The organism is Paraglaciecola hydrolytica (assembly GCF_001565895.1).
In the GTDB taxonomy this organism is placed as follows: Bacteria; Pseudomonadota; Gammaproteobacteria; order Enterobacterales; family Alteromonadaceae; genus Paraglaciecola; species Paraglaciecola hydrolytica.
The window spans coordinates 744,008-769,157 of sequence record NZ_LSNE01000003.1; the positions used below are offsets into that span (position 1 = coordinate 744,008).

The 25,150-nt window shown below is 44.0% G+C and carries 17 protein-coding genes; 8 read left to right on the forward strand and 9 right to left on the reverse strand.

Annotated elements, in window-relative coordinates; translation table 11 throughout:
* Positions 1 to 11 precede the first annotated feature (11 nt).
* From AX660_RS05805 to AX660_RS05825, 5 genes are all read right to left on the reverse strand, one after another.
* Positions 12 to 398: a RidA family protein gene (locus AX660_RS05805; RefSeq protein ID WP_068373843.1), complete on the reverse strand. Its 387-nt coding sequence runs from the start codon at positions 396 to 398 to the stop codon at positions 12 to 14.
* 22 nt (positions 399 to 420) lie between these two features.
* A complete protein-coding gene (locus tag AX660_RS05810) occupies positions 421 to 2,016 on the reverse strand; it encodes an N-acyl-D-amino-acid deacylase family protein (RefSeq protein ID WP_235594662.1) in 1,596 nt (531 codons plus the stop codon).
* Positions 2,009 to 2,857 carry a MurR/RpiR family transcriptional regulator gene (locus tag AX660_RS05815; protein WP_068373849.1) on the reverse strand — a complete coding sequence of 283 codons (849 nt, stop codon included), beginning with the start codon at positions 2,855 to 2,857 and terminating at the stop codon, positions 2,009 to 2,011. The genes AX660_RS05810 and AX660_RS05815 overlap by 8 nt, the downstream gene beginning before the upstream one ends.
* Entirely contained in the window at positions 2,857 to 4,110 is a 1,254-nt protein-coding gene (locus AX660_RS05820; RefSeq protein ID WP_235594663.1) for an amino acid deaminase, read from the reverse strand. The genes AX660_RS05815 and AX660_RS05820 overlap by 1 nt, the downstream gene beginning before the upstream one ends.
* A gap of 228 nt (positions 4,111 to 4,338) precedes the next feature.
* Entirely contained in the window at positions 4,339 to 6,333 is a 1,995-nt protein-coding gene (locus AX660_RS05825) for a sodium-translocating pyrophosphatase (RefSeq protein ID WP_068373852.1), read from the reverse strand.
* Positions 6,334 to 6,654: 321 nt separating this feature from the next.
* Here AX660_RS05825 and ppa point away from each other — a divergent pair, with 321 nt between their 5' ends.
* From ppa to AX660_RS05845, 4 genes are all read left to right on the forward strand, one after another.
* Positions 6,655 to 7,203, forward strand: coding sequence for an inorganic diphosphatase (gene ppa, locus AX660_RS05830; RefSeq protein ID WP_068373853.1), 549 nt, complete (start codon positions 6,655 to 6,657; stop codon positions 7,201 to 7,203).
* A 121-nt stretch (positions 7,204 to 7,324) separates the two neighbouring features.
* Positions 7,325 to 8,563 (forward strand): MFS transporter, encoded by a 1,239-nt coding sequence (locus AX660_RS05835; protein WP_068373856.1) that lies wholly within the window; start codon positions 7,325 to 7,327, stop codon positions 8,561 to 8,563.
* A complete protein-coding gene (locus tag AX660_RS05840; protein WP_068373858.1) occupies positions 8,563 to 9,027 on the forward strand; it encodes a DUF3299 domain-containing protein in 465 nt (154 codons plus the stop codon). Before AX660_RS05835 ends, AX660_RS05840 begins: the two co-directional genes overlap by 1 nt.
* Before the next feature lie 103 nt (positions 9,028 to 9,130).
* Complete coding sequence (locus AX660_RS05845) at positions 9,131 to 10,750, forward strand: methyl-accepting chemotaxis protein (protein ID WP_068373860.1); 1,620 nt, start codon at positions 9,131 to 9,133, stop codon at positions 10,748 to 10,750.
* An 80-nt stretch (positions 10,751 to 10,830) separates the two neighbouring features.
* Here AX660_RS05845 and AX660_RS05850 read toward each other — a convergent pair whose 3' ends face one another.
* A complete protein-coding gene (locus AX660_RS05850; RefSeq protein ID WP_068373863.1) occupies positions 10,831 to 11,226 on the reverse strand; it encodes an acyl-CoA thioesterase in 396 nt (131 codons plus the stop codon).
* Positions 11,219 to 14,056 (reverse strand): excinuclease ABC subunit UvrA, encoded by a 2,838-nt coding sequence (gene uvrA / locus AX660_RS05855; protein ID WP_068373866.1) that lies wholly within the window; start codon positions 14,054 to 14,056, stop codon positions 11,219 to 11,221. Before uvrA ends, AX660_RS05850 begins: the two co-directional genes overlap by 8 nt.
* A gap of 289 nt (positions 14,057 to 14,345) precedes the next feature.
* Here uvrA and AX660_RS05860 point away from each other — a divergent pair, with 289 nt between their 5' ends.
* Positions 14,346 to 15,689 (forward strand): MFS transporter, encoded by a 1,344-nt coding sequence (locus AX660_RS05860; protein ID WP_068373867.1) that lies wholly within the window; start codon positions 14,346 to 14,348, stop codon positions 15,687 to 15,689.
* 11 nt (positions 15,690 to 15,700) lie between these two features.
* Positions 15,701 to 16,285 carry a single-stranded DNA-binding protein gene (locus AX660_RS05865; RefSeq protein WP_068373870.1) on the forward strand — a complete coding sequence of 195 codons (585 nt, stop codon included), beginning with the start codon at positions 15,701 to 15,703 and terminating at the stop codon, positions 16,283 to 16,285.
* A 109-nt stretch (positions 16,286 to 16,394) separates the two neighbouring features.
* Here the strand turns inward: AX660_RS05865 and AX660_RS05870 are convergent, their stop codons facing one another.
* On the reverse strand, positions 16,395 to 17,306 hold the full coding sequence (locus AX660_RS05870) for a LysR family transcriptional regulator (protein ID WP_068373871.1): 912 nt from the start codon (positions 17,304 to 17,306) through the stop codon (positions 16,395 to 16,397).
* A gap of 125 nt (positions 17,307 to 17,431) precedes the next feature.
* On the opposite strand from AX660_RS05870, the gene AX660_RS05875 reads away from it, so the two are divergent.
* The gene (locus AX660_RS05875) at positions 17,432 to 21,985 is read left to right on the forward strand and encodes an ATP-binding protein (protein ID WP_068373875.1); all 4,554 of its coding nucleotides are present in this window, start codon (positions 17,432 to 17,434) and stop codon (positions 21,983 to 21,985) included.
* Positions 21,986 to 22,082: 97 nt separating this feature from the next.
* On the opposite strand, the gene AX660_RS05880 is transcribed toward AX660_RS05875, so the two are convergent.
* A complete protein-coding gene (locus AX660_RS05880; RefSeq protein WP_131811760.1) occupies positions 22,083 to 22,952 on the reverse strand; it encodes a polysaccharide lyase in 870 nt (289 codons plus the stop codon).
* 86 nt (positions 22,953 to 23,038) lie between these two features.
* On the opposite strand from AX660_RS05880, the gene AX660_RS05885 reads away from it, so the two are divergent.
* Positions 23,039 to 25,120, forward strand: coding sequence for a TonB-dependent receptor family protein (locus tag AX660_RS05885; RefSeq protein WP_068373881.1), 2,082 nt, complete (start codon positions 23,039 to 23,041; stop codon positions 25,118 to 25,120).
* The last annotated feature ends 30 nt before the right edge of the window (positions 25,121 to 25,150 follow it).

The following is a 25,150-nucleotide window of genomic DNA, read 5'->3' on the forward strand; positions in this document are numbered from 1 at the left end:
GCCCATGGCCACTAAGGTGCTTTATAACAAGTAACATCAACCTCAACCTTGCAATCCACCACTAGACTAGCCACGGCGCAAATACGGGCGGGCGGGTGTGCCCCAAATACCTCTTTAAATACCTTATTAAAAGATTGGAAATACCGCGCATCGGTCAGGATCACGGTGACATGCACCACAGTGTCGAGGCCGTAACCAGCTTGCTGCATGATGTCTAAACAGTTTTGAATGGCCAAACGCGACTGCTCGATAATGCCACCTTCAACCACTTCGCCGTCTGTCATGGGAGTTTGACCCGATACCATTAGCCAGCCACCGGCTTGCACGGCACTGGAAAAAGGTAAATGCTGGCCACCTGTGCCTACTCCCCCCAAACTGCCAAAACGTTTAATCGTCATATTTTCCTGCTCCCTAAGTGCATTAATTGATAGTCGTTGAATATTGATGTTTAAGAAAACGTCCGGCCTGACGCATTACTGGTGTTGTGTTTTCAGCTGCGTTTGATTGCCCCGTGACTAAATGTGGGTACTGGCTGAGATCCTGCTGTTGATAACTCAACTTGCCGTTGACCCACACTTGTAATATCCCAGTGGAAATTTGTTTAGGCTGGCTAAAAGTGGCGTTATCTTTGATGGTGTAAGGGTCAAACAGCACCAAATCGGCATAATAACCGGGCTGGATCAGCCCGCGGCGTTCAATGGCAAATTCTTGGGCCGATAAACCCGTCATTTTATGAATGGCTTTAGCTAAAGGTAATAACTGTTGTTCACGCACGTAATGCCCAAGTATACGAGGGAAACTACCCCATAAACGTGGGTGAGGATGGGGATCACAAGGTAGGCCGTCGGAGCCAATCATGGAGTGGGGAAACCGGATGATGGCCTCTACATCGTTTTCATCCATGCCGTGATACACCGCGCCCGCAGGCTGAAGTTTTTTGGCTGCGTCTAATAAACTCAGGTTCCACTTTTTGGCAATATCTTGCAGATTGTTGCCCGCCATCTCAGGATGGCTGTCAGACCACGTAATATAAATATCAAAGTCGGCTGTCACTTGGCGTAAATCCAAGGTACTCGAACTGGCATTATAGGGGTAACAATCGCAGCCAATATGCTGATGTTGTTGAGCTTGCACTATATGCTCTAGCACTTGTGCCGAGCGCCCCCAATTAGCTTTTCCCGCACATTTTAAGTGAGAAATAATCACATCAACCTTGGCATGGCGACCCACGCTAAAGGCTTCATCCAGTGCAGTCAAAATGCCATCAAACTCGGTACGTAAATGCGTGGTGTATTTACCTGCAAAGGGACTTAATACGGCCGCGAGTTGCTGCACTTCGTTAAAACTAGCGGCATTGGCATTGTGATAGGCCAAGCCGGTACTCAAACCCTTGGCACCTTGTTGCATAGCACTTAACAATAAAGCCTGCATGGCGGCAATTTGAGTTTCATTCGCAGTTTGGTGCAAGTCATCCATGACCTGCGCGCGTAAAGCCGTATGCCCCACCAGAGCGACTAAATTTACCGCAGGTTGGGCCTTTTCAAAAGCCGCCACATAATCACTAAACTGGTGATATAAAAACTCACTTTTGTTGCCCAAAAGGTTAATTGGATCGGGGATGGGTTTGTGCTGTGCGTCAGTAAAAGCCAGCGGACTCGCGCTAATACCACAGTTACCCACTATGACAGTACACACTCCCTGACTGAGTTTGTATAACATGGCCGGATTACGTAGGATTTCCAAGTCATCATGGGTATGTACATCAATAAACCCGGGCGCTAAAGCCAAACCCTTGGCGTCCATATGTTGTGTTGCCGACCAATGTTGCAGTTGCCCCACAGCACAAATAATATCGTCGCGCACTGCCACATCTTGCAAGTTGGCTGGCGAGCCACTGCCATCAAATAAGGTCACATTGCTTATTAGTAAATCAGCATGATGTGCTTCATTGGAGCTTGGTTGGTCTGCGTTGTTTTGCTCTGTCACGACGGCTGTCATGGGTATGGGTTTAGTCACCAAGTGGCAAGCGCTCCGAACAGTGGCGATGTTCATCTAAATGAAATTTTAGACGACGTAACTTTTCCCGCGACTTACGTTGATTTCGGATAGCCACTTCACTGGCCAGCATGTCGATAGCGGCCAGCATCACGTAACGTGAAGCACTAGGCTGAAATATATAATCACTTTCCTGCGTTTTTAGCGGTAAATGCACATCGGCCACGGTGGATAAACTGCCACTAGCACAGATGGTTATTATCTGGGCTCCATACTCTTGAGCTATACGTGTAGCAGCCAATACGTCAGGGCTTTCCCCACTTAAGGATAAAGCAATCACCACATCACCCTTGTTAACCGTTGCCGCACTCATGCGCATTAACATGGGATCAGAATAAGCATTACTTTTAATTTCTAAGCGGAACAAACGGTGATGACATTCTTGCGCCATCACGGTACTGCCCCCCCCCACGCCAAAAAGCAGCACATGTTGAGTTTGAGTCACCAGATCACAGGCTTTTTTGAGCAAGTCATCGGTGATTAAACCCGCATTAAGATCCAGAATATCGTGAATGGCTTGATAGACTATGGGCCGCTTTACGGTTTTGGAATCTTCTTCAATAAAACGTGCACCAACGGCGGCAGATTGGGCGATTTTGAGCTTCATATCACGTACATTGTCGCAACTTAAGGCTCGTGCCAAACGAGTAATACTGGCTTGGCTCACCTCTATTTTTAAGGCCAATTCATTGATCGAGGCACTGGCCGCAAAGCTCAGATTATCGAGGATGTACTGAGCCACTTTTTGCTCGGCTGGCCGCAATGTGGGCAAGGCATTTTGCATGCGCGATACAATATCCATTAGAATTGGGTCTCTATAAGTTCGATAACATTAAGTTGCTCATCCACTATGGCCAAGGTGCGCCACTTATCTAAGGTTAGACAAGGGTGAGAAGTAGAAAAACTTAGTATGTCGCCGGGTTGAATATCGCTGTCAGCGGGCAAGGACAACATGGCATGTTGATCCATGATCTTAGTTAATTTCCATTGTGCATTAACTTTGAGTGTACGTTGCCAGCCGGGACGATAATGACATTCTGGGGTGGGTAAACCCGCATCAAAGGCCGCATCACGTTTACCAAAACCCACTATAACCATGCCCGGTTCAGGAACGGATTGCACATAGGCCCAGATTTCTAAACTGCTGATCAGATCACCACTGATTTCACAGGCTAAACTGCTACGCTCACGTAATTGTTGTTGTGCGTCTTGATAGATGCCAGTGTCGTGAATGAGATAACAACCGGGGCGGATCACCACCAGCCAACCTTCAGGTAAATTGCTACTGTCCAGTTGCTCAGCTACCACGTCATACCATGCCGAACCGGCACCACTAACAATAATCTCCCCCTGTGCAAACAGATGCTGCTCAGCCATTAATAAGCTGAGTTGTTTGATGTTTTCCACAAATTGGCGGATGGTAGTAGCAGGATCATCACCGCGGATCACCCCTTCATAAAAGGTCACTCCACGCAGCTTAAGGTTAGACAGCTGTTTAATATGTTCAGCCAAATCCACAGCCTGTTGATTACCACGCACACCACAACGACCCGACTCCACACCCACTTCAATTAATACATTGAGCATCAAACCTTGCTCTGTAAAAAATTGATTAAGTGCTGTCACATTGCTGTGGGAATCAACAAAAACATAAAACTCTAAGTTAGTGGTTTTGAGTAATTGCGCGATGAGGGCAAAATTGCGTTTACCCACTAACTGATTGGCCATCAGCACACGTTCGATGCCCTGGGCACAGGCAGCAGCAACTTGTGGTGCAGTCGCTAAGGTCATGGCCCAAGCACCTGCCTCTATTTGTGTTTTGAATAAAGCGGGAGCCATGCTAGTTTTGCCATGGGGCGCCAGCTTAACACCTAACTTATTGGCGTAATTTGCCATCCACTTAAGGTTATTGTGTAAAGCCGACTGTTTTAACACCGCGACGGGCAAACTGATGTCTTCCGCCAGAATATTCCAGCCAGTTTGTTGGATGTCCCCAATGCCTTTGCTGGCTAGAGATAAGGGGATATTTGTAGGGTGGATGTTCATTAATAACATTTATATTGATAAATAATTGTTATTTTATAACTTATATGCTTGCTGCAAACAAGCTTATTATCATTTTTTGGTGCTATTTAAACTACCTGCGTCGTCCACTACTTATACAGAATTTAGGTAATTTAACCTTATTACTTAAGCTCTGAATCATAGCGCGCTGACTGTAAACTTGTTTAAAAAAAAGGAGATGTACAACATCTCCTTTTAGTATTTAGTCAAAAATTACACTTACAATAGCGGCGCTATAACCAAACTCACTATCGCCATCACGTTGATCAAGATATTCATGGCAGGGCCAGATGTATCTTTAAAGGGATCGCCGACTGTATCACCCACCACCACGGCTGAATGTACCGCTGAACCTTTGCCTCCTAAATTGCCTTTTTCAACATATTTTTTAGCGTTATCCCAAGCGCCACCAGCGTTGGCCATCATTAGAGCCATTAATACACAACCTAGTAGTGCACCACCTAACATGCCACCTAGGGCATGTGCACCTAAACCAAAACCAACTAAGGGAGGAGCAATTACCGCAATAGCACCGGGTAGGATCATCTTTTTAAGTGCGGCTTTAGTGGCAATGTCCACGCAACGCGCGGTATCAGGTTCGGCAGTACCTTCCATCAAACCTTTTATTTCTCTGAATTGACGGCGAATTTCTTGGATCATCTCAAAGGCAGCGTCTCCCACTGCAGTCATAGTAATGGAAGCGATTAAAAAGGGTAAAACACCACCAATAAAGAGCCCGATCAAAACCATAGGGTCACCCAGATTTAAGTTAAATCCTGGGTAGTGCAAGGTTAATGTTTCGATAAATGCTGCAATTATTGCCAAGGCTGCAAGGGCTGCAGCGCCAATAGCAAAACCTTTACCTATGGCTGCGGTAGTGTTGCCCAGTTCGTCCAATGAGTCGGTTATATCACGGGTTTCTTTGCCCAATCCGGCCATTTCAGCGATACCACCAGCGTTATCTGCCACAGGACCATAGGCATCAATTGCCATAGTTATACCTACCGTCGCCAGCATGCCCACGGCTGCAATGCCGACACCATATAAACCGGCCAATTGGGTAGAGGCATAAATAATCGCACAGATGGTTAACACTGGTACCACGACAGATTGCATGCCAACCGATAAACCGGTGATCATCACAGTCGCAGGGCCTGTTTGACCTGACTCTGCAATTTTACGCACGGGGGTTGAAGCCGTGTAATATTCGGTCACTAAACCAATTACAATACCACCTACTGCACCAGCCACTACGGCCCACCATACGTGGTTATTCACCCCTAACTCGCCAATCACAAAATAAGCCGCCGCGATAAATATCACCGCAGCCGACATGGTACCGGCACGTAGAGCAACCTCAGGTTTACTGGCAGACATGATTTTAACCAAGATAATTCCTGCTACGGAACATAATAGTCCGGTAGAGGCCAAAGCCAGTGGTAAAAACATTAAGGATTCACGATCGCCAAGGGCACCCACCGCCATCGTCGAGGCGATAGCAATAGTCGCAATCATCGAGCCACAATAAGACTCAAAAATATCAGAACCCATACCTGCTACATCACCCACGTTATCCCCTACGTTATCGGCAATAACACCTGGGTTTCTGGGGTCATCTTCTGGTATGCCAGCTTCGATTTTACCCACTAAATCTGCGCCTACGTCGGCACTTTTAGTAAAAATACCGCCACCAACGCGAGAGAACAATGCCACTATTGATGCGCCCATACCAAAGCCATGAATAACATGGGCGGTATGAGGGTCGCCACCAAACATCAGATATAACACCCCAAGACCAAGTAAGCCCATGGATGCGACACATAAACCCATTACCGAACCGCCCATAAAAGCAATGGTTAATGCGGCAGCGGAGCCTTTGTCATGGGCTGCTTGAGTGGTGCGCACATTGGCTTTGGTGGCAGTAAACATGCCCATATAGCCAGCCAATGCAGAACAACAGGCACCCGCCACAAAGGCGATAGTGGTATTGGCACCGAGTGAAAAATACAGCGCGATTCCTACTACCAAAGCAAATAGAAATAACATTTTGTATTCGCGGTGCATAAACACCATGGCACCAAGATGTATGGCATCACCTATTTTACTGATGGCAGGATTGGTAACGGGATTTTTTTTGATTAAGAGGTAGACAATAAAAGCGCAGAATAAACCTGCAATACCGAGTATGGGTGGAGCATAAAGTAAGTTGGTCATATAGTTCCCTAAAGTAGAGTGTAATGACACAAGGCAGACATCTGGTCAGGCAAATTAGGTTGCGCTTAACCAACATGCTTTGTGGGTTAACTAGTCGCCCGTTTACCTTTTTAAGTTACTGGTTAATTTGGGCTTATTTATTGTTTTATTTACATTTTTATAACAACCACGTGGCAACTATAACGATATCTTGAATAGAAGTTCAAGTTTTAATCAATAAATCTCGTTTAGCTTAATATTTATCCTTCTTGGTCGTTTCATCTTGGCGCTCAAGCCTTTATAATTCTTCGCAATTTATTAAGTAACAAACTAGGTAATATTATGAGTTTAAATGCAGTTCCTGCAGGCAAAAATCTGCCTGACGAAATCAACGTTATCATCGAAATTCCCGCTCACTCTGATCCGGTTAAATACGAAGTTGACAAAGAATCTGGCGCTATTTTTGTTGACCGTTTCATGGCAACTTGTATGCACTATCCAACTAACTACGGTTACGTACCGCACACTTTGTCTGAAGATGGCGATCCAGCTGACGTTTTGGTTATTGCACCTTTTCCTTTGTTGGCAGGCTGTGTAATCCGTTGTCGTCCGGTTGGCGTACTAAAAATGACTGATGAGTCAGGTACTGATGCTAAAATTTTAGCGGTGCCAGCAGATAAATTGTCTACCATTTATCGTGGTATTACTGAGATTGATCAGATCCCTGAATTAACCCGTAATCAGATTGAACATTTTTTCTCTCACTATAAAGATCTTGAACCAAACAAATGGGTAAAAATCGACGGTTGGGAAAACGCAGCATCTGCTAAAGCAGAGTTAGTTGAAAGTGTTAAACGTTACGAACAAGCCGAAGACAAACCTCGCTTCTAAGTCCTTATTTAGAATGAGTCAGTTCGATTAAATTAAGCCGGTTTTTACCGGCTTTTTTATTGGTTGCATGTAAGCCATATGCGACAATGACAGTATCTTTTTCTATTTGTAAAACTCTCCGATGCGCTTTAGTTTTTCTCAATTTGCGACTCTACGTAGTAATCCTCAGGCATTATTATTGGTAATGGCTTTTGTTATGCCTTTGGTCTTTTCGGTGTGGAATGCGCTATTGAATAACTTTGTAGTTGAACAAGCGCAATTTACGGGAGCCGAAATCGGCATTTTGCAAAGTTTACGGGAAGTGCCCGGATTTTTAGCTTTTACCGCGGTATTTGTACTATTAGTACTGCGTGAACAAACCTTTGCATTGTTGTCTCTGGCGGTGATGTGTATTGGGGTAGCCTTAACGGGGTGGTTACCTTTTGAGCTGGGTTTGTATTGCACCACAGTGTTGATGTCGATTGGTTTTCATTATGTTGAAACGGTCAACCAATCCTTGACGTTACAGTGGTTGAGTAAGGACAAAAGCGCTCAATTTATGGGCAAACAATTGGCAGTCACTAGTTTTGCATCATTATTGGCCTATGGTTCGATTTGGCTATTGATGGAGTATATGGGAATTTCGTATAAGAGCATGTATATGCTGGCTGGTGGTTTGGGTCTAATCATCGTGGTTTTTTTATGGTTTGGATTTCAGAAATTTAGCCATGGTGCGGTTCAACATAAAAACTTGTTTTTACGTCGTCGTTATTGGTTGTACTACGGTCTGGTATTTTTCAGTGGAGCTCGTCGCCAGATCTTTATGGTGTTTGCCTCATTTATGATGGTCGAAAAATTTGCTTATTCGGTCGGTGATATCAGCCTGTTGTTTATGATCAATTATGTTTTTAATCTATTGTTTGCTCCAGCTATTGGTCGCTGGATCAGTAAAATTGGTGAACAAAAAGCCTTAACCATTGAATATATTGGGCTTATTGGTGTATTTATTTGTTATGCCTTGGTCACTAGCCCACATCTGGCAGCGGTTTTGTATGTGGTTGATCACTTGTTTTTTGCCATGGCTATTGCCACTAAAACTTATTTTCAGAAAATCGCGGATCAGCGAGATTTTGCCTCAACTGCCAGTGTAAGCTTTACCATCAATCATATAGCAGCTGTAATTATTCCAGCACTGTTGGGTATAGTGTGGTTAACTTCACCCAGTCTGGTTTTTTATATTGGGGCTGGATTTGCCATTTGTTCCTTATGTTTAGCTATTAATATTCCCACTCACCCAAGTATGGGTAACGAAGTGCGCCGTAATCCCTTTGGATGGGCTAATCATGTTGATGCAACAGCACCACTAACAGAGAGTCGCTAATGAAAAACCTCATCTTATTAATCTGTCTACTCAGCAGCGCAAGTATCAATGCAACTGAGCCTCTAGAGTTATTCTGGGAAGATATGGTGCCTAAAAACTACATCACGCCCGAAGCCCAAGTAAGTCATGATGGTTCAATGGTTCAGCAAAGTTTGGATGCGCCAGTGGTGCAATCGTTAAATGGCAAACTGGTTAAAATTCCGGGATTTGTAGTGCCACTCGAAGGTGATAATGAACTGACGAGCGAATTTTTGTTGGTTCCATATTTTGGGGCTTGTATTCACGTGCCACCACCGCCACCCAATCAAATTGTTTATGTGAAGTTTTCCTCTGGTGTGCCGATATCTAATCTTTACGATGCAGTTTGGGTAACCGGCACTTTGTCGACGGCAAGCTGGCAAGGTGATTTGGCCACAGTAGGTTATAGTTTGACAGGAATAAGTCTTAGTCAGTACGATGGGTAATAATCGACAAAAAACACTAGCTTATCTATACCTACTAGTGAGTTTGCTGATACAGGTTTAATCGTAGTTTTTTGCTGGTTTGATCAAATAAAAAGGTAGCGCGATGAATTTTTTGACCAAAATGTCTATTTCACAAAAATTATTTCTAATTCCTATCATTGGTACAGTAGGATTTTTACTTTACCTCGCTATCACAACCTCTACGGCATTAACTAACGTTGCCCTACTAGATGATGTTATCGAAGTACAATATCCGGCGCTAGATGTCACAAAAACTGCATTGGTGAAAATAGAAAAAGTCAGAGATACCCTCAGTAGCGCTGCTATTACTGGTGATGAAGATGCGTTAGATAATGCCAGAACCATTGCCTCAGAAACCGAAGCTTTACTCAAAGAAATTAAATCTATTAATCCTGCCCTAGCATCTGAGGCCAACAATATCCTCAGTGCCTTTGATAGCTATTATAAATATGCCTACGATGTATCAGAGTCGATGGTCAATCAGACGGCTGATATGTCAAAGCTTGGACAAATGTCAGGTCGTATGAACAGCAGTTATGAAGAACTGACCAAGGCACTTACCGTATTTCGTGATGCTCGTATTAAAGCCTTTCAAACAGCTATTTACGAATCTAAAGAGAGTGGCACTGCCTTAATCAAGGTTGGGGCTATTATGGCCATTTCTATCATTATTTTACTTTTTGCCACCGCCATTCCCATCGTTACCGGGCTTAAAGGCAGTATTGTGCAAGTAGTCACTTCGCTAAAAGATATTGCTCAGGAAGATGGCGATTTAACGGTCAGGCTCAATACTAAAAATAAAGATGAAATTGGTGATTTAGTTTATTGGTTCAATCAGTTTATGGAAAAGCTGCAAGGAGTGGTTAAAGATATCGTTAACGCTTCTTTGCCACTGTCGCAACTGGCACAAAACCTCAATCAACTGACCGATGACACCAATAAAACAATTGACGTACAACAACGCGCCGCAGGGCAGGCAAAACGTGCGGTTGATGATATGACAGCCAGTGTTACAGCGGTAGCCAGCAGTGCTGCTGAAGCAGCTAGCGCCGCAGGTGATGCTTCTGCAGCGGCTGATAATGGTCAGTCTGTCGTAAATTCTACCGTGCAAAGCATTCAGCAATTAGCGGCCAATGTACAAGATACAGCGGAGGTAATCCGCAAACTGGAGTCTGACTCTAATCAAGTTGGTGTGGTACTGGATGTTATTAAAGGTATCGCTGAACAAACCAACTTACTGGCGCTAAATGCTGCGATTGAAGCGGCTCGTGCCGGTGAACAAGGTCGAGGTTTTGCCGTGGTAGCTGACGAAGTTAGAACCTTGGCTTCACGTACGCAACAATCTACCGAGCAAATTCAAAAAACCATTGAGCAATTACAAAACGCCGCACGCTCGGCAGTGAATGTTATGGCTAAAGGCACTGAAAAAGCCTCCAGCAGTGTTGAAACCGCCAATAAAGCGGGTGAAAGTCTATCGGTGATCACAGAAACTATTAGCCGCATTACCCGCATGAATGATCAAATAGCTCGTTCAACGGGCGAACAACAATCCGTTGCTAAAACCATCAGTACCAATGTGGATGAAATTCATCAACGTACCGTTGAAACATCTAATAGTTCTGGAAAACTAGCCTCAGTAAGTGCTGAATTGGCTAAACTAGCTCAACATTTAGAGCGCATCACTAAGCAGTTTAAAGTGTAAAAACGTTGTATAACGACAAGTTAAAACCATTAAAAAAGCCGCTTCAAGCGGCTTTTTTATGGTCTACAGTAAAGTTGTTTTTATAAGCTTATTTGATGAGAGCTTAGTAAGGCTTTTATGTCTTCACTAATGGGTTTGGCTTTTTGCAATTCGAAGTCAAAGCTCACTAAGGTCGTCAGGCCTGTCGCGCATTTTTGTTGGTTTTGCCACACTTCCTGATAGACGTCAAAGGCGCTATTGCCTATGCGACTGATATAAGTGCGCACCTCAACATCTTGCCCGTAAAAAATTTGCTTGAGAAAATCCACCTTGTAACTGGCCAAAATTAAAGGCCAGTTACGCAAGTCTAACTCAGGTGTGAACAGTCTAAAAATTGGCTCACGAGCGCTTTCAAACCATTGTACCAGTACCGTATTGCTCACATGGGCGAGCCCATCTGTTTCGCAAAAACGGACTTTAAACCACTCGCTAAACATTCTGGCTCAGCAACATAGGTTTTAAAAAACGACCAGTATGTGACATCTCTACCTGACAAATATCTTCAGGTGTGCCCTGAGCGATAATTTGTCCGCCACCAGAACCACCCTCTGGGCCTAAATCAATTACCCAGTCAGCCGTTTTGATTACATCTAGATTATGCTCAATCACTACCACGGTATTGCCATGATCACGCAGTCTATGTAATACATGTAATAACTGTTTGATGTCGTGAAAATGCAGGCCGGTAGTGGGTTCATCCAAGATGTACAGTGTTTGGCCGGTATCTCGTTTAGATAGTTCTTTAGCCAGCTTAACCCGCTGTGCTTCACCGCCAGACAAGGTTGTAGCAGATTGGCCTAAACGCACATAAGACAAACCTACATCTATCAACGTTTGTAGCTTACGAGCAATGGCTGGTATCGCATCAAAGAAGGGGCGAGCTTCTTCAATAGTCATATTCAGTATTTGATGAATGTTGAGCCCTTTATATTGTATTTCAAGGGTTTCACGGTTGTAACGTTTACCTTTACACACATCACAAGGTACATACACGTCGGGTAAAAAGTGCATCTCAACTTTGATGACACCGTCCCCTTGGCAAGCTTCACAACGTCCGCCTTTGACGTTAAAGCTAAAACGTCCGGCTTGATAACCTCGTGAACGGGATTCTTGCGTGCCTGCAAACAACTCACGCACCGGCGTGAAAATGCCTGCGTAAGTAGCAGGATTAGAGCGCGGTGTGCGGCCTATTGGGCTTTGATCGATATCCACGACCTTGTCCATGTGCTGCAACCCATCGATGGTTTTGTATGGCGCAGGCTCGCCTGTGGTGGCGTTATTCAGATCACGATGAGCGATACGATAGAAGGTGTCGTTGATTAAGGTAGATTTACCCGAACCAGACACGCCCGTTACACAGGTCATTAAACCTATAGGCGCTCTAAAGGTCACGTTTTGTAGGTTGTTACCGCTAGCTCCAGTCAGCTCTATCCACTTACTTTGATCGATGGGAGTGCGCTTTGTTGGAATTTCTATTTTTTCACGGCCCGACAAATATTTGCCTGTCAGTGAATGTTCGCTGTTTTTGATGTCTTCAATCGTGCCCTGCGCGACGATTTCGCCACCATGTACACCAGCACCTGGGCCAATATCCAAGACAAAATCAGCAGCGCGAATGGCGTCTTCGTCGTGTTCAACCACAATCACCGTATTACCCAAATCTCGTAAATGGACCAGAGTTTTGAGTAGGCGTTCGTTGTCACGCTGATGTAAACCAATGGAAGGTTCATCTAATACATACATCACCCCCACCAGACCAGCACCGATTTGGCTGGCGAGTCGAATACGCTGAGCCTCGCCCCCAGATAAAGTATCGGCACTGCGTGACAATGACAGATAGTTCAAACCAACGTTAACTAAAAATGTCAGTCGATCGTTGATTTCCTTAAATATTTTTTCAGCAATTTGTTCACGATTACCGGTTAATACCACTCCGGCAAAAAAGGCCAGCGCATCAGCGATAGACATGTCGGTGATAGTGGGTAAGGGCGTGTCGCCAATAAATACGTTTCTGGCTTCAAGGCGCAAACGTGTGCCATTACAACTGGTGCAACTTTGTTGGCTTAAGTATTTTGCTAGTTCGTCTCGTACCGCGTTGGATTCAGTTTCTTTGTAGCGTCGTTCCATGTTTGGAATGATGCCTTCAAAGGGGTGTTTACGCTCCATGATGTCGCCACGATCATTAATATATTTGAATTTTAATGAAGTGCCCTTACTGCCAAACAACACCAAGTCTTTGGCTTTATCATCCAATTCGCTAAAGGGTTTACTAAGATCAAATTTGTAGTGATCGGCCACCGCTTGCAGCATCTGAAAATAATAATAACTACGTTTATCCCAGCCTCTAATCGCTCCACCAGATAAACTCAGTTCGTCGTTGGTCACAATACGTTGCGGGTCAAAAAACTGTTTCGTGCCTAAACCATCACAAGTTTGGCATGCGCCAGCAGGGTTGTTAAACGAAAACAGTCGGGGTTCTAGCTCCGCCATGCTGTAACCACAATGGGGGCAAGCAAAGTTTGACGAAAACACTAACTCTTGTTTAGTCGGTTCGTCCATAAAGGCGATTTTGGCGGTCCCGCCGGATAAATTTAACGCGGTTTCAAAGGACTCTGCCAAACGTAATTTAAGATCATCGCGCACTTTAAAACGGTCAACGACCACTTCAATGGTGTGTTTTTTGTGTAAGTCTAGGGGCGGTGGATCAGATAAGTCACACACTTCACCGTCTATTCTGGCGCGAATAAAACCTTGAGCTGATAAATTTTCCAAGGTTTTAACATGTTCACCTTTACGATCTTGTACCACAGGTGCCAACAACATCAGTTTAACGTCTTCAGGCATTTCACAGACTCTATCCACCATTTGGCTAATAGTCTGGGCATTTAATGGTACATGATGATCAGGGCAACGGGGTTCGCCCACTCGAGCATAGAGTAAACGTAAATAATCGTAAATTTCGGTGATGGTACCCACAGTCGAGCGTGGATTATGTGAAGTAGATTTTTGCTCGATGGAAATGGCTGGCGATAGACCTTCAATATGATCAACATCAGGCTTTTCCATCATAGATAAAAACTGACGAGCATAAGCTGACAAAGACTCAACATAACGACGTTGACCTTCAGCATACAAAGTATCAAAAGCAAGTGAAGATTTACCAGAGCCGGATAAGCCGGTAATAACTGTCAGCTTATCTCGGGGGATAGTGACATTAATATTTTTGAGGTTGTGGGTGCGGGCGCCACGTACTTCAATTTTGTCCATTTGTAACCAGTTTCGGAGCCAAAAGAGTAGTATTACATACTCTGCAAAGTAGCTCTATGCCAAGAGCAATTATCTTTTTAAGCAAAGGCTTATATACGCAACCAACCTGAAGATGCAGGTTGGTTGGCTGCATTCATTCGCCGCCGCCGTGCAATTCTAAAGATAAGGGCTATATGTATTTGGCTGGTTTTTTGGCTATGGGTGAGACTAACAATTGTGCTACACTCGCGCGCTTAAAATTATCGTCCGTTTACTATATTAACAACCGTATTAAAAGATTGTAATTACCTTGAATTCACTCGAACTTCGCGCCGCATTTTCGCTGGCATTTATCTACGTATTACGCATGCTTGGTTTGTTTATGATCATGCCGGTGATGGCCATTGCAGCTCATAAATATCCTGACTATTCGGTATTTTTAGTGGGTTTAGCGATAGGCGGTTACGGCTTAACCCAAGCCTGTTTACAGATCCCCATGGGTGTGCTGTCAGATAAAATTGGTCGCAAGCCGGTGATCATCATAGGTTTACTGTTATTTTCTGCAGGCAGTTTAGTAGCTGCTTATGCCGATAGTTTAGTCTGGGTTGTGGTTGGCCGTTTTTTACAAGGTGCTGGTGCTATTGCTGGTGCGATTATGGCGCTGGCCGGTGATTTGAGCCGTGACAACCAACGCCCTAAAGTGATGGCGATTATTGGTGTCGCTATTGGATTTTCGTTTTATATCGCCCTGTTGATGGGACCGGTTATCGCTAATGGTTATGGCCTTAGAGGCATATTTTTAGCCACTGGTTTATTGGCACTATTGTGCATATTGTTAGTACTGTTTGTAGTGCCCAATGCCCATAATATCGCTCCCAAAGGCGATACTTTACCGGTAATCAGTGATCTTAAAACATTGCTAAGGCACCCCCAACTGCTGCGGCTTAATCTAAGTGTCCTGTTTTTGCACATGTTGATTACCTTGTTATTTGTGCACATACCACGGTTTTTTGTGTCCTTAGGCTGGCCATTGGCCGAACATTGGCAGCTCTATTTAATTGTATTACTCAGTTCTGTGATGGGGCTGGCGCTTATCATGACCACAGGCCGAAAGTTATCCCAATCAGTATTGATGTTTGTGTGTGTGCTGGGTTTAGCAACGGTATTTGCGGCACTTGCTATAGATAGCTGCTCTATGTTGCTTATTATGTTGTTGGTGAGTGTATTTTTTACGTGTTTTAATTACCTCGAAGCCAATTTTCCTGCCATGGTATCGAGCATTGCTCCGGCTGGAAAAAAAGGTTCGGCCATGGGAATTTACGCCAGCTTTCAGTTTTTTGGCGCTTTTTTAGGCGGCGTATTATCCTCTGCCATCAGTCAATATTGGGGAAGTGAGTGGGTGTTTGGTTTGGCTGCGCTAATCTGTTTAGTCTGGAGCTATTTAATCAAAGGTTTGCATAGTACTGAGCGTTTAAAACGTTATACACTTAAGGTTGATAGTCAGGGCGCTGATCACCTAGCACAGCAACTTGCAGAGTTTGATGGTGTCGAAGACCTGACCGTAATTCATAGTGAACAAGTCATTTATATCAAAGTTGATAGTCGGAAATTTGATATTCAAAGGGCTCGTAAGAGTCTGAATTTAGAAGAATAATAGGAGTAAAAATGGCGACTAAAGGTGTTAATAAAGTAATTTTAGTTGGTAACTTAGGACAGGATCCTGAAGTTCGCTATATGCCTAATGGCAATGCCGTAGCTAATTTAACCTTAGCAACCAGTGAAAGCTGGAAAGATCAGGCAGGTCAGTTACAAGAGCGTACCGAGTGGCACAGGATCACCATGTACCGCCGTTTAGCCGAAATAGCCGGTGAGTATTTACGCAAAGGTTCGCAAATTTATGTCGAAGGCAAATTGCAAACTCGTAAATGGCAGGATCAACAAGGCCAAGATCGTTACACTACCGAAATTATAGCCGACCAAATGCAAATGTTAGGTGGTAAAGGTGGTCAAGCAGGTCAGTCTGAAGGCGGTTTTCAACCTCGCCAAGGTGCAGCTCCACAAGGTGCTCAGGCTTACAACCAAGCCCAACCTAGTTATCAAAAAATGCCTAATCAAGGCGGCGGTGCTAATCAAGGTGCAAGTAACCAAGGTGGCAACAACCAAGGTTTTAATCAGTCTCCTCCCAGTCAAAAAAATCAACCTCCTATGGTTGAACCAGACTTTGACTTTGATGACGATATCCCGTTCTGACTGTTACCAGAGACCGCTTTTTGTATGTAAAGCAAATAATCTTCAAAGCCCTGTTTTTACGGGGCTTTTTACATTTATTAGGTTTGCTTTAGTTAAATGCGCTGCAGATTTAACTCATCATTGAATACAGCGATTCTTGACTGGTGTAGCGTTTAGTAAAAAAATCTAAAAAAGCCACGATATTACTGGCTAACTGCCGTCTGCTTGAATAAACCCCATAAACGTTAAATGGCTCTATTGGCCATTCTGGTAAAATTGGCACTAAACGACCGGCGGCAAGCTCTTGTTTGCAACTAGTATGGGTTAACATCGCTATACCATAATCATCCAAAGCGAGACGTTTAACCATGTTGCTGCTATTCACTCGCACCTTGCGTTTAAAGGTCGCCATCGTTTTACGCTGACCTTTGCCTAATGCCCAAATAGGCGCTGATAAAGTGCTGCCTAATAAAATCCCTCTATGGTTAACGAGATCCTGTGGTGTGGCGGGGCTACTGAATTTTTTTATATAACCAGGGCTGGCAAGCAACATGGGTTGGCGCTGAAACAATAAACGTGCAACCAGATCTGAAGACTGTAGCGGGCCAAATTTAATAGCAATGTCATAACCTTCGCCAACCAAACCTACATCATTGTCAGTAAACTGAATATCCAATTCGATATTAGGATAAAGGTGCATAAAACTTGAACATAAATGCCCAAACACTTCCTGCGAAAATGACACTGGCACGGCGATCCGTAATGCACCTGAAATATCATTATGGGTGCTTTCAATGACCGCTTTAGCGGCTTCAATTTCATGGCTGATTGAATCACAATGTTGATAATACAATGCCCCTATTTGAGTCAAACTGACATTGCGTGTATCCCGTTGCAATAAGCGCACGCCAAGTTGTTCTTCTAGCTGAGCTATTTTGCGGCTAATAGTCGATTTAGGCTGGCCAATTTCTCGGGCGGCTTGGGAGAAACCATTAGCTCTTACTACGGCTGCAAATAGCATCATGCCGTTTAAATCCGCCACTCAAACCTCACTGTTTCAATTATGGAACAAAGCGTCCCAGTCATTTTAGTTAGTAAAATGTATATTAACAACGTTATATTTGCCCGCTAAAAATTTTAGTACCTTTATTCGCAGAGATCCTATCAATGGCTACCAAAGAACGACCTTCTAATACCACCCGAGCACTTTCGGCAGATCCTCTTTTTTTGCAAGCTGAACACTTGGCTAAAGATTTTTCATTGTTTCCAGCCCACAGCAAACAAAGCCTGTCTGAAGAAGTAAAAGGTTTAGTTAGCGAAGATGTCATTCAAGCAAATTTGAAAAACTTGGCCTCTTTAGATGTCGACGGTTATGTCAATAAAGTGATCCAACCAACTCAAGACAAAAACCGACTGGGCGCAAAACGTATCATCGCTGATCTGAAGGGCAAGATTATTGCTGAATTGCATATCGGGCCATTTTATCGTGCCGAAGTTGAACTGCATTTTGGACCGCGCACCCGCCGTATTGGATTTATTGCGCAAGAGCGCACAACGGCAAACGGCGCTTGGATGCCAGAACATCATCTTGCTGCCTGTAAAGCCATTCGTCATTTTGCTGATTTGTCGTTACCCATAGTCTATTTAATTGATACCCCAGGAGCTGATGCTGGTGAAGTGGCTAACAGCCAAAACCAAGCTCATTCAATTTCTAAAGCGATAGCAGAAAGCGCCAATGTTGATATGCCAACCGTGGGCATTGTTATTGGAGCGGGTTATTCTGGTGGTGCAATTCCGTTGGCCACCGCCAATATATTGCTTTCGGTACGTGATGGTATTTTTAACACCATTCAACCCCAGGGTTTGCAAAGCATTGCGCGTAAATACAATTTATCCTGGCAAGAATGTGCTAAATCAGTAGGAGTGTCGCCGGAAGAACTTTATAGCGCGGGTTGCATAGACGGTATTATCGACTTTTCACCTTCAGATAAAGATGATCGTCAGCATAATTTACGCCGCGCAATTATCAGTTCTATTGAGGCGATTGAAAAGGCTGCAATCAGTTTTGTGCGCGAATCAGCCGAATTAAAAGAACATTATGACCGCAGTTTGCAGCGTTTCTTGACACCATCGGTTAACTTGCTTGCGCTGGAAAATAAAACCAGTTTGTCTATCGCCAATAGCCCTACCACCCACCACAATATTTTTGGTAGCGCCTATCGTTATTTGCGTTATTTAACGCTACGTAGCCGTATCCACTCCATTGCCCAAGATCAATACGGTCTTTTGTCAAAGGTGAGTGTGCCCAAAGGCGATTTGCAGATCCGAATTAAACAAGAGCAAGAACATGTTTTTCAGGCGTGGTTAACTAACCCTGATAAGCTGATTTACGACGAAGAACTCAACAAATTATGGGCGACCTTTCGTAACAAACGCAGTGCAGTGTCCACTGAGCGTAACGTGATCACACGTCTTATTTTGGGTGAACCCAAAGTAAATTATGACAAAGCACGTAAGGCCTTGATATTTAACATCGGTTGGTCGCTATATCATCGCTGGAAAAGCAACTCACCAAATAATTTTGCGGGCTTGATTGCGCATTTAGAATCACTGCCAACGTCTACCACTCAGGCACCTTGGCCAGAACTTAATCAACTGACAGTACTTGATGTTGTGGTTAATGATGAGTTACGTGAAGACTTCATCTGGCAATGCCATAACATCCTGATTTTTAATGCCTTATATGACAATGTTGTGGGCAGTTTGGCGTCTATTTCGAAAGAAGCCATGATGTCTAAAAGTTTATCTCGTGTTTCGGTCGATAAGTTATTACATAAATCCATTGATAACGCCTTATCCAGCAAAGACAGCGCCAACGACAAAAGCAAGTTCTATAAATGGTTAAGATACTTCATGGCGCAATCAAACCGTGCCCAGTTATTAACCCGCGTAGAACAGTGGAAGAGTGTGGGTTTTCCACAATTAAACGATTCACTTTTTGTTATTTTGACTTATTTTTTCGAAAGCCTGCTGCCCGAGTATTTTGATAGCGAAAAAGATCACAAAAAATACACCGGCATCATCAACCCTGTGCGCATTGGGCGACGCAAAGATTTTTGGAACCGCTTAACCATGGGTTACCGAGATTTGTTAATCCAAAGAGTGCTGCGCGAAGAGAAAAAACTAGGAAAAATGACTTGGGAAAATGTGATCAGTCAATTTTTCACCAAGTTTAAAGAAATTGGTGCAGAGCAAATGTCTGCCAACTTACTTAACTTCCCTGGTTTTCGTTTGTCGATTGAAGATGCCATTGAAAAAAAAATCCGCCCTTGTGGTTTAATTACTGGTTTAGCCGACTTCAATAACAAGGGTACTAAGTTACGAGTTGGTGTAGCGGTATCCAATACAGCATTTCAGGCTGGCGCTTTTGATATGGCCAGTGCCGAGAAATTCAGTTCCTTATTAATTGAATGTGCCAAACGTAAATTACCGGTGATTTGTTTTATCAGCTCAGGTGGTATGCAAACCAAAGAAGGCGCAGCAGCACTGTTTTCTATGGCCGTGGTTAACGACCGTATGACTCGTTTTATTCGTGACAATGAATTACCCGTATTAATGTTTGGTTTTGGTGACTGTACTGGCGGTGCACAAGCTAGTTTTGTAACGCATCCCTTAGTGCAAACTTATTATCTATCGGGTACTAACATGCCATTTGCAGGTCAAATGGTGGTGCCAGCTTATTTGCCATCAACGGCTACATTATCCAACTATTTATCAAAGGTTTCCGGTTCGATGACGGGTTTAGTGTTTAACCCTTTCAGCGACACCTTAGATAGCCAGTTGTCTGAAATTGATCCCGTCATGCCCATGCCTACCTTAAAAGTGGAAGATGTGATCAGTAAAGCCTTATCAACCTTGGTGCCTGAAGAAATTGAGTTAGATGAGGTTATTGTCCAAGACGACCCACGCATGTTGATGAAACCCATCGATAAGGTTTTGGTACATGCCCGTGGCTGTACAGCGGTTAAACTGATCCGTAAAGCCCATGATAACAACATCAGTGTCGTATTAGTGGCATCGGATCCTGACATGACATCAGTACCGGCTGAGATGCTCAAAGACAACGACAAACTGGTTTGTATCGGAGGTAACACCTCTGACGAAAGTTACTTAAATGCGTATTCGGTATTAAAAGTGGCTGAATACGAAAATGTTGATGCACTGCACCCTGGTATTGGATTTTTGTCAGAAAGCCCGCAGTTTGCCGCGTTATGTGTGAACAATGGCGTAAACTTTGTTGGCCCTAGTGTGCACTCCATGACCACTATGGGTAATAAGTCCAATGCGATCCATACCTCACAAGGGCAAAATGTGCCGGTGGTACCAGGCAGCCATGGTATTTTAAGCAACGCTGAACAAGCGGTAAATGTGGCTCTCGAAATTGGCTATCCGGTATTATTAAAAGCGGTACAAGGTGGTGGTGGTAAAGGTATTCAGGTGGTTAAACGTCCTGAAGATATGATGAATTTATTCCAAAAAACCGCCACAGAAGCCGCAGCCGCCTTTGGTAATGGTGATTTATATCTAGAAAAATATGTCACATCATTACGTCACATTGAAGTGCAGTTATTGCGCGATCAGTTTGGCAATACCAAAGTATTAGGTATTCGCGACTGCTCTGTGCAACGTAATAATCAAAAAGTCATTGAAGAATCCGGTTCAACCATGTTGCCCGAAGAGCTAAAACAACGAGTCATGGAATATACCCGAGCCTTAGGTAATGCGACCGATTATATGGGTGCTGGTACGGTTGAATTTATCTATAACTTAGATGCCAATGAAGTGTATTTCATGGAAATGAATACCCGACTGCAAGTTGAACATCCGGTTACCGAAGCCACATCAGGTATCGATATTGTCAGTGCGCAATTTGATATTGCCGCGGGTCGCTCAATTGAAGCCCTTGAGCCTATCGAGCAAGGTTATGCCATGGAAGTGCGCGTGACTGCCGAAAAAGCCGCGGTTGATAGTCATGGTATTTTGCAGCTTATCCCTAATCCGGGTCTCATCACTGAATGCAGCATGCCACAAGGTGATGATATTGAAATCATTTCTATTGCCGCTGCGGGTAAAGAAATATCACCTTACTACGACAGCTTAATTGCTCAGCTTATCATTCGTGGTAAAGATCGCGCCGATGTTGTAGCTAAAATGTACGCCTACCTTGATAGTGTAGTAATTAAAGGTATAGCCACTAACATTCCTTTGTTAAAGCGTATCCTCAGCGATGCTACTTTTAAAGACGGGGTATATGATACGAATTATTTGCCACGTTTAATGGCCGAGTTAGACCATCAGGTGCTGATAGCAGAAATGGAAGCTGCTGCTGAAACGGCCGATGTTGATACCGAATCATTACGTGTAGGTGAAAGTAACGAACTGAAAGTATTAGCCCATGGCGCCGGTATTTTTTATACCACACCAGCCCAAGGCGAAGCGGAGTTTGTCAAAGAAGGCGACATCGTCACCGTAGAACAAACCCTAGCCTTGATGGAAGCCATGAAAATGTTTTCGCAAGTTACTTTGGCCGGCTTTAATCGTCAAACGGGAGTGTTATACCCCGAAGACCAAAAATACCGTATTGAGCGAATTCTTAATAGTAATGGCCAACAAGTGTCACAAGGTGACTTACTGTTTGTGGTTTCACCAGTCGAAGGTTAATTAATAGAGTCGCAAACTTTATATAGCTCAAAAAAATTAAAGCCCTGTTGTTACAGGGCTTTTTTATTATTTATTGGAGTTGGTATAAGATTATCGACTATTGAATTAGGGGAGCCGTGCTGATAATAAAATTATCAAAATAGGCCGTGGTATCCTGTTTCGGCGCCCAATCTGGCGTATTGCCGCCATGAAAAGTCGAAAAATAAAAACTGTCTATCAGTGCTTGTGGCTGGCCTCTATATTCAATGTCACTGCGGCTTAAACGTTTTTTACCATCAACCCAAACTTCCAACACCCCATCGGCTTTGTTCATTTCATTAACGCGGATATGTTGTACCAAAGTATGCCATTGTCCTGGCTTAAAACGCGCACCTTCTAAAGCGAGATCTTCTCCCCAACTACCCGGCATCTTCATATGGTAAAGGTAGATAATGGCTTCGCCGTTTTTGCGCCACATATAACGCGCGCTCCAACCTTGGCCTAGTTTAGGAATAGTGCCACCGCTATATTTAGCGCCACCGCTGGTTAAACCGGGTAACTTGCCGCCTAGCCTAAAATCAAAGTTTTCTGCAAATTTTACTTGGTAAGACAGCCACAATTCTTTTGCCGGCACTAAGGCTTGCAAAAATTGCCCGCCACCTTGACTAGGCCCCACACTACCGTGGGGATAAGAGATTTTTAGTACTTTATTAAACTCGGCTTCGTGGCTATCAATGATTCCTGCCCTGTCTGCCAAGTTTTGCCAACTAAGGTTTGGCCAGTCAGCAGCAACTTCACTAGCTTGATAAACACCCTCGTTAGATTTTTCAAAATCTACCGCTAATACGAGCGGACTTGTTTGGCTGTGCGCCTTCGCGGCAAAACAGCAAAGTAACAGGCTGGCACAGCACAAGACGCAAGAGTGTTTGTATCGGTTCATCATGTTCATTTCAATTTTCCATTTAGTGAAACAGACTAGCTGCGACATTTTGCCACATTCCATCATTCGAATTTCTGCATTAAGATTTTATCGCATTGACGCGCACATCAAATTGATTAACAAAGGATACTGTTATGTTTTCATCTCCGCGCAAACGGTTAGCAACTTGTATAAGCCTTAGTCTTAGTTTGTCATTTACTGCTTTTGCTAATGAAGCTGCCAACGCTACGACTAATGAGCCGCCCGAAAGGATCCTCGTTCAAGGTGAGCAACTTAAATTAGAAATTGCAAGCGAAAGAGCCCTCACTCCAGGTGGTGTAACACTAATAGATAGCAGTGAATTAGCCAAGCGTAGTGTGTCCAATCTGGCAGATATGTTGCGTTATGTGCCAGGCGTATGGGTGGCGAGTGGCTCTACAGGTGACTCTGCATTTTTCTCAAGTCGTGGCTCTAATCTTGATGCCACTAGCTACGATGGTAATGGCATCAAACTCTTACAAGATGGTTTGCCCATCACTGCAGCGGATGGCAACAATCACAATCGGACCATTGACCCACTCAGCACTCGTTATGCGGTGGTCGCCAGAGGAGCTAACGCCCTAACCTATGGTGCGAGTACTTTAGGTGGTGCCATTGATTTTGTATCTCCTACTGCCCATGACATTGAACCACTGGAAATCATGCTAAATGCAGGCAGTCACGGTCAGTTACAAGGGCGACTCACTGCTGGCGCAGTGGCCGGTAACTTTGATGGTATAATGACTGTGGAATCCCGTAAATGGGATGGGTTTCGAGTGCATCAACAGCAGCAGCGTGAAGGCCTTTACGCCAATGCAGGTTGGCAAATCAGTGACGATCTAAAAACCCGTTTTTACTTTAATTATATCGATAATGATCAAGAGTTACCCGGTGCGTTGACGGCAGAGCAATTTGCCCAAGACCCCTATCAAGGCCAGCCTGCCTCTATAGTAGGGAATTTTTTGCATAACGTTGAAACGTGGCGTATGGCTAACAAAACCGTGTGGAACCTAAACAGCAACAGTAGTTTGACGGTGGGTATCTCGTACGAAGAGCAAAGTCTTTATCATCCTATTGTTTACAGCCCTTATTTTAGCTTGTTGATCGATACTGATCAGCATACTACTGGCACGTCATTGCGTTACAATTTGCGAGTGGCTGAACACGATCTGTTGGTTGGGCTTAATTATGGTGTTACCACGGTTAAAGGGGGCAACTACAGCCACGAAGCTGGCGTGCGGCAAAATTTGATGACTGTGGTGGACAACGATGCAGATAGTTTAGAGCTATTTTTAGTCGACCGCTGGCAGATAGTGGATAAATGGAAATTGATTTATGGTTTGCAGTTGGTTGCTGCTAGCCGCGAAGTACGTAATACCAATGCCACAAGTGGCGCGCTCTACAATCCACAAGCTGACTACAACAGTATTAATCCACGCATAGGTTTGATTTATCAAGTAACAGAAAATAGCGAATTATTTGCCAATATTAGCCGTCTGTACGAGCCGCCAACTAATTACGAGCTCGAAGACGATGCTAGTATGGATGATGAAGCACTTAAGGCCATGCATGGTAAGGTTGTAGAGGTGGGTACTCGCGGCACCAAACCCTTTAATGCCAATGATAATATGAACTGGGAATTTGCTCTGTATTACGGCCAATTGCAGGATGAAATTTTATCGATAGATGATCCCAATGCACCAGGCACCAGCCTATCTTCTAACGTTGATGATACGATTCACGCTGGCTTTGAAGCTTTAGTGGGAGCCAGTTTTGCTCTGGATAATGTAGGTAAACATCGCTTAGACCCATTAGTGAGCCTGACGATCAACCGCTTCTCTTTTGATAACGATAGTAACTATGGCAATAACGAACTACCTGCAGCACCAGGTTATGCGGTCAAAGGCGAAATTCTCTATCGCCACGCCAATGGATTTTTTGTCGGACCGACTTTTGATATTGTGGATAAACGTTACGCAGATTTTAGCAATAGCTATACCATTGATAATTACACGCTAGTGGGTTTACGCATTGGTTTAAGTGGAGAGTCATGGGAAGTCTTTGGTGAAGCCCGTAACCTTACAGATAAAGAGTATGTCTCTGTATTTAGTGTAAAAGACCGCGCCGCACCAAATGCTGCAATATTGCAGGCAGGCGAACCACGATCAGTATATTTTGGCGCTAAGTTTCAGTTTTAAATGTGCAATCTTTCACAGTAAACAGCGGCG

Excerpts from the sequence above, each read along its gene's own strand:
- AX660_RS05805 (WP_068373843.1), bottom strand. The coding sequence starts at position 398 with ATGACGATTAAACGTTTTGGCAGTTTGGGGGGAGTAGGCACAGGTGGC.
- AX660_RS05815 (WP_068373849.1), bottom strand. The coding sequence starts at position 2,857 with ATGGATATTGTATCGCGCATGCAAAATGCCTTGCCCACATTGCGGCCA.
- AX660_RS05820 (WP_235594663.1), bottom strand. The coding sequence starts at position 4,110 with ATGTTATTAATGAACATCCACCCTACAAATATCCCCTTATCTCTAGCC.
- AX660_RS05825 (WP_068373852.1), bottom strand. The coding sequence starts at position 6,333 with ATGACCAACTTACTTTATGCTCCACCCATACTCGGTATTGCAGGTTTA.
- ppa (WP_068373853.1), top strand. The coding sequence starts at position 6,655 with ATGAGTTTAAATGCAGTTCCTGCAGGCAAAAATCTGCCTGACGAAATC.
- AX660_RS05835 (WP_068373856.1), top strand. The coding sequence starts at position 7,325 with ATGCGCTTTAGTTTTTCTCAATTTGCGACTCTACGTAGTAATCCTCAG.
- AX660_RS05840 (WP_068373858.1), top strand. The coding sequence starts at position 8,563 with ATGAAAAACCTCATCTTATTAATCTGTCTACTCAGCAGCGCAAGTATC.
- AX660_RS05845 (WP_068373860.1), top strand. The coding sequence starts at position 9,131 with ATGAATTTTTTGACCAAAATGTCTATTTCACAAAAATTATTTCTAATT.
- AX660_RS05850 (WP_068373863.1), bottom strand. The coding sequence starts at position 11,226 with ATGTTTAGCGAGTGGTTTAAAGTCCGTTTTTGCGAAACAGATGGGCTC.
- uvrA (WP_068373866.1), bottom strand. The coding sequence starts at position 14,056 with ATGGACAAAATTGAAGTACGTGGCGCCCGCACCCACAACCTCAAAAAT.
- AX660_RS05865 (WP_068373870.1), top strand. The coding sequence starts at position 15,701 with ATGGCGACTAAAGGTGTTAATAAAGTAATTTTAGTTGGTAACTTAGGA.
- AX660_RS05875 (WP_068373875.1), top strand. The coding sequence starts at position 17,432 with ATGGCTACCAAAGAACGACCTTCTAATACCACCCGAGCACTTTCGGCA.
- AX660_RS05880 (WP_131811760.1), bottom strand. The coding sequence starts at position 22,952 with ATGTCGCAGCTAGTCTGTTTCACTAAATGGAAAATTGAAATGAACATG.
- AX660_RS05885 (WP_068373881.1), top strand. The coding sequence starts at position 23,039 with ATGTTTTCATCTCCGCGCAAACGGTTAGCAACTTGTATAAGCCTTAGT.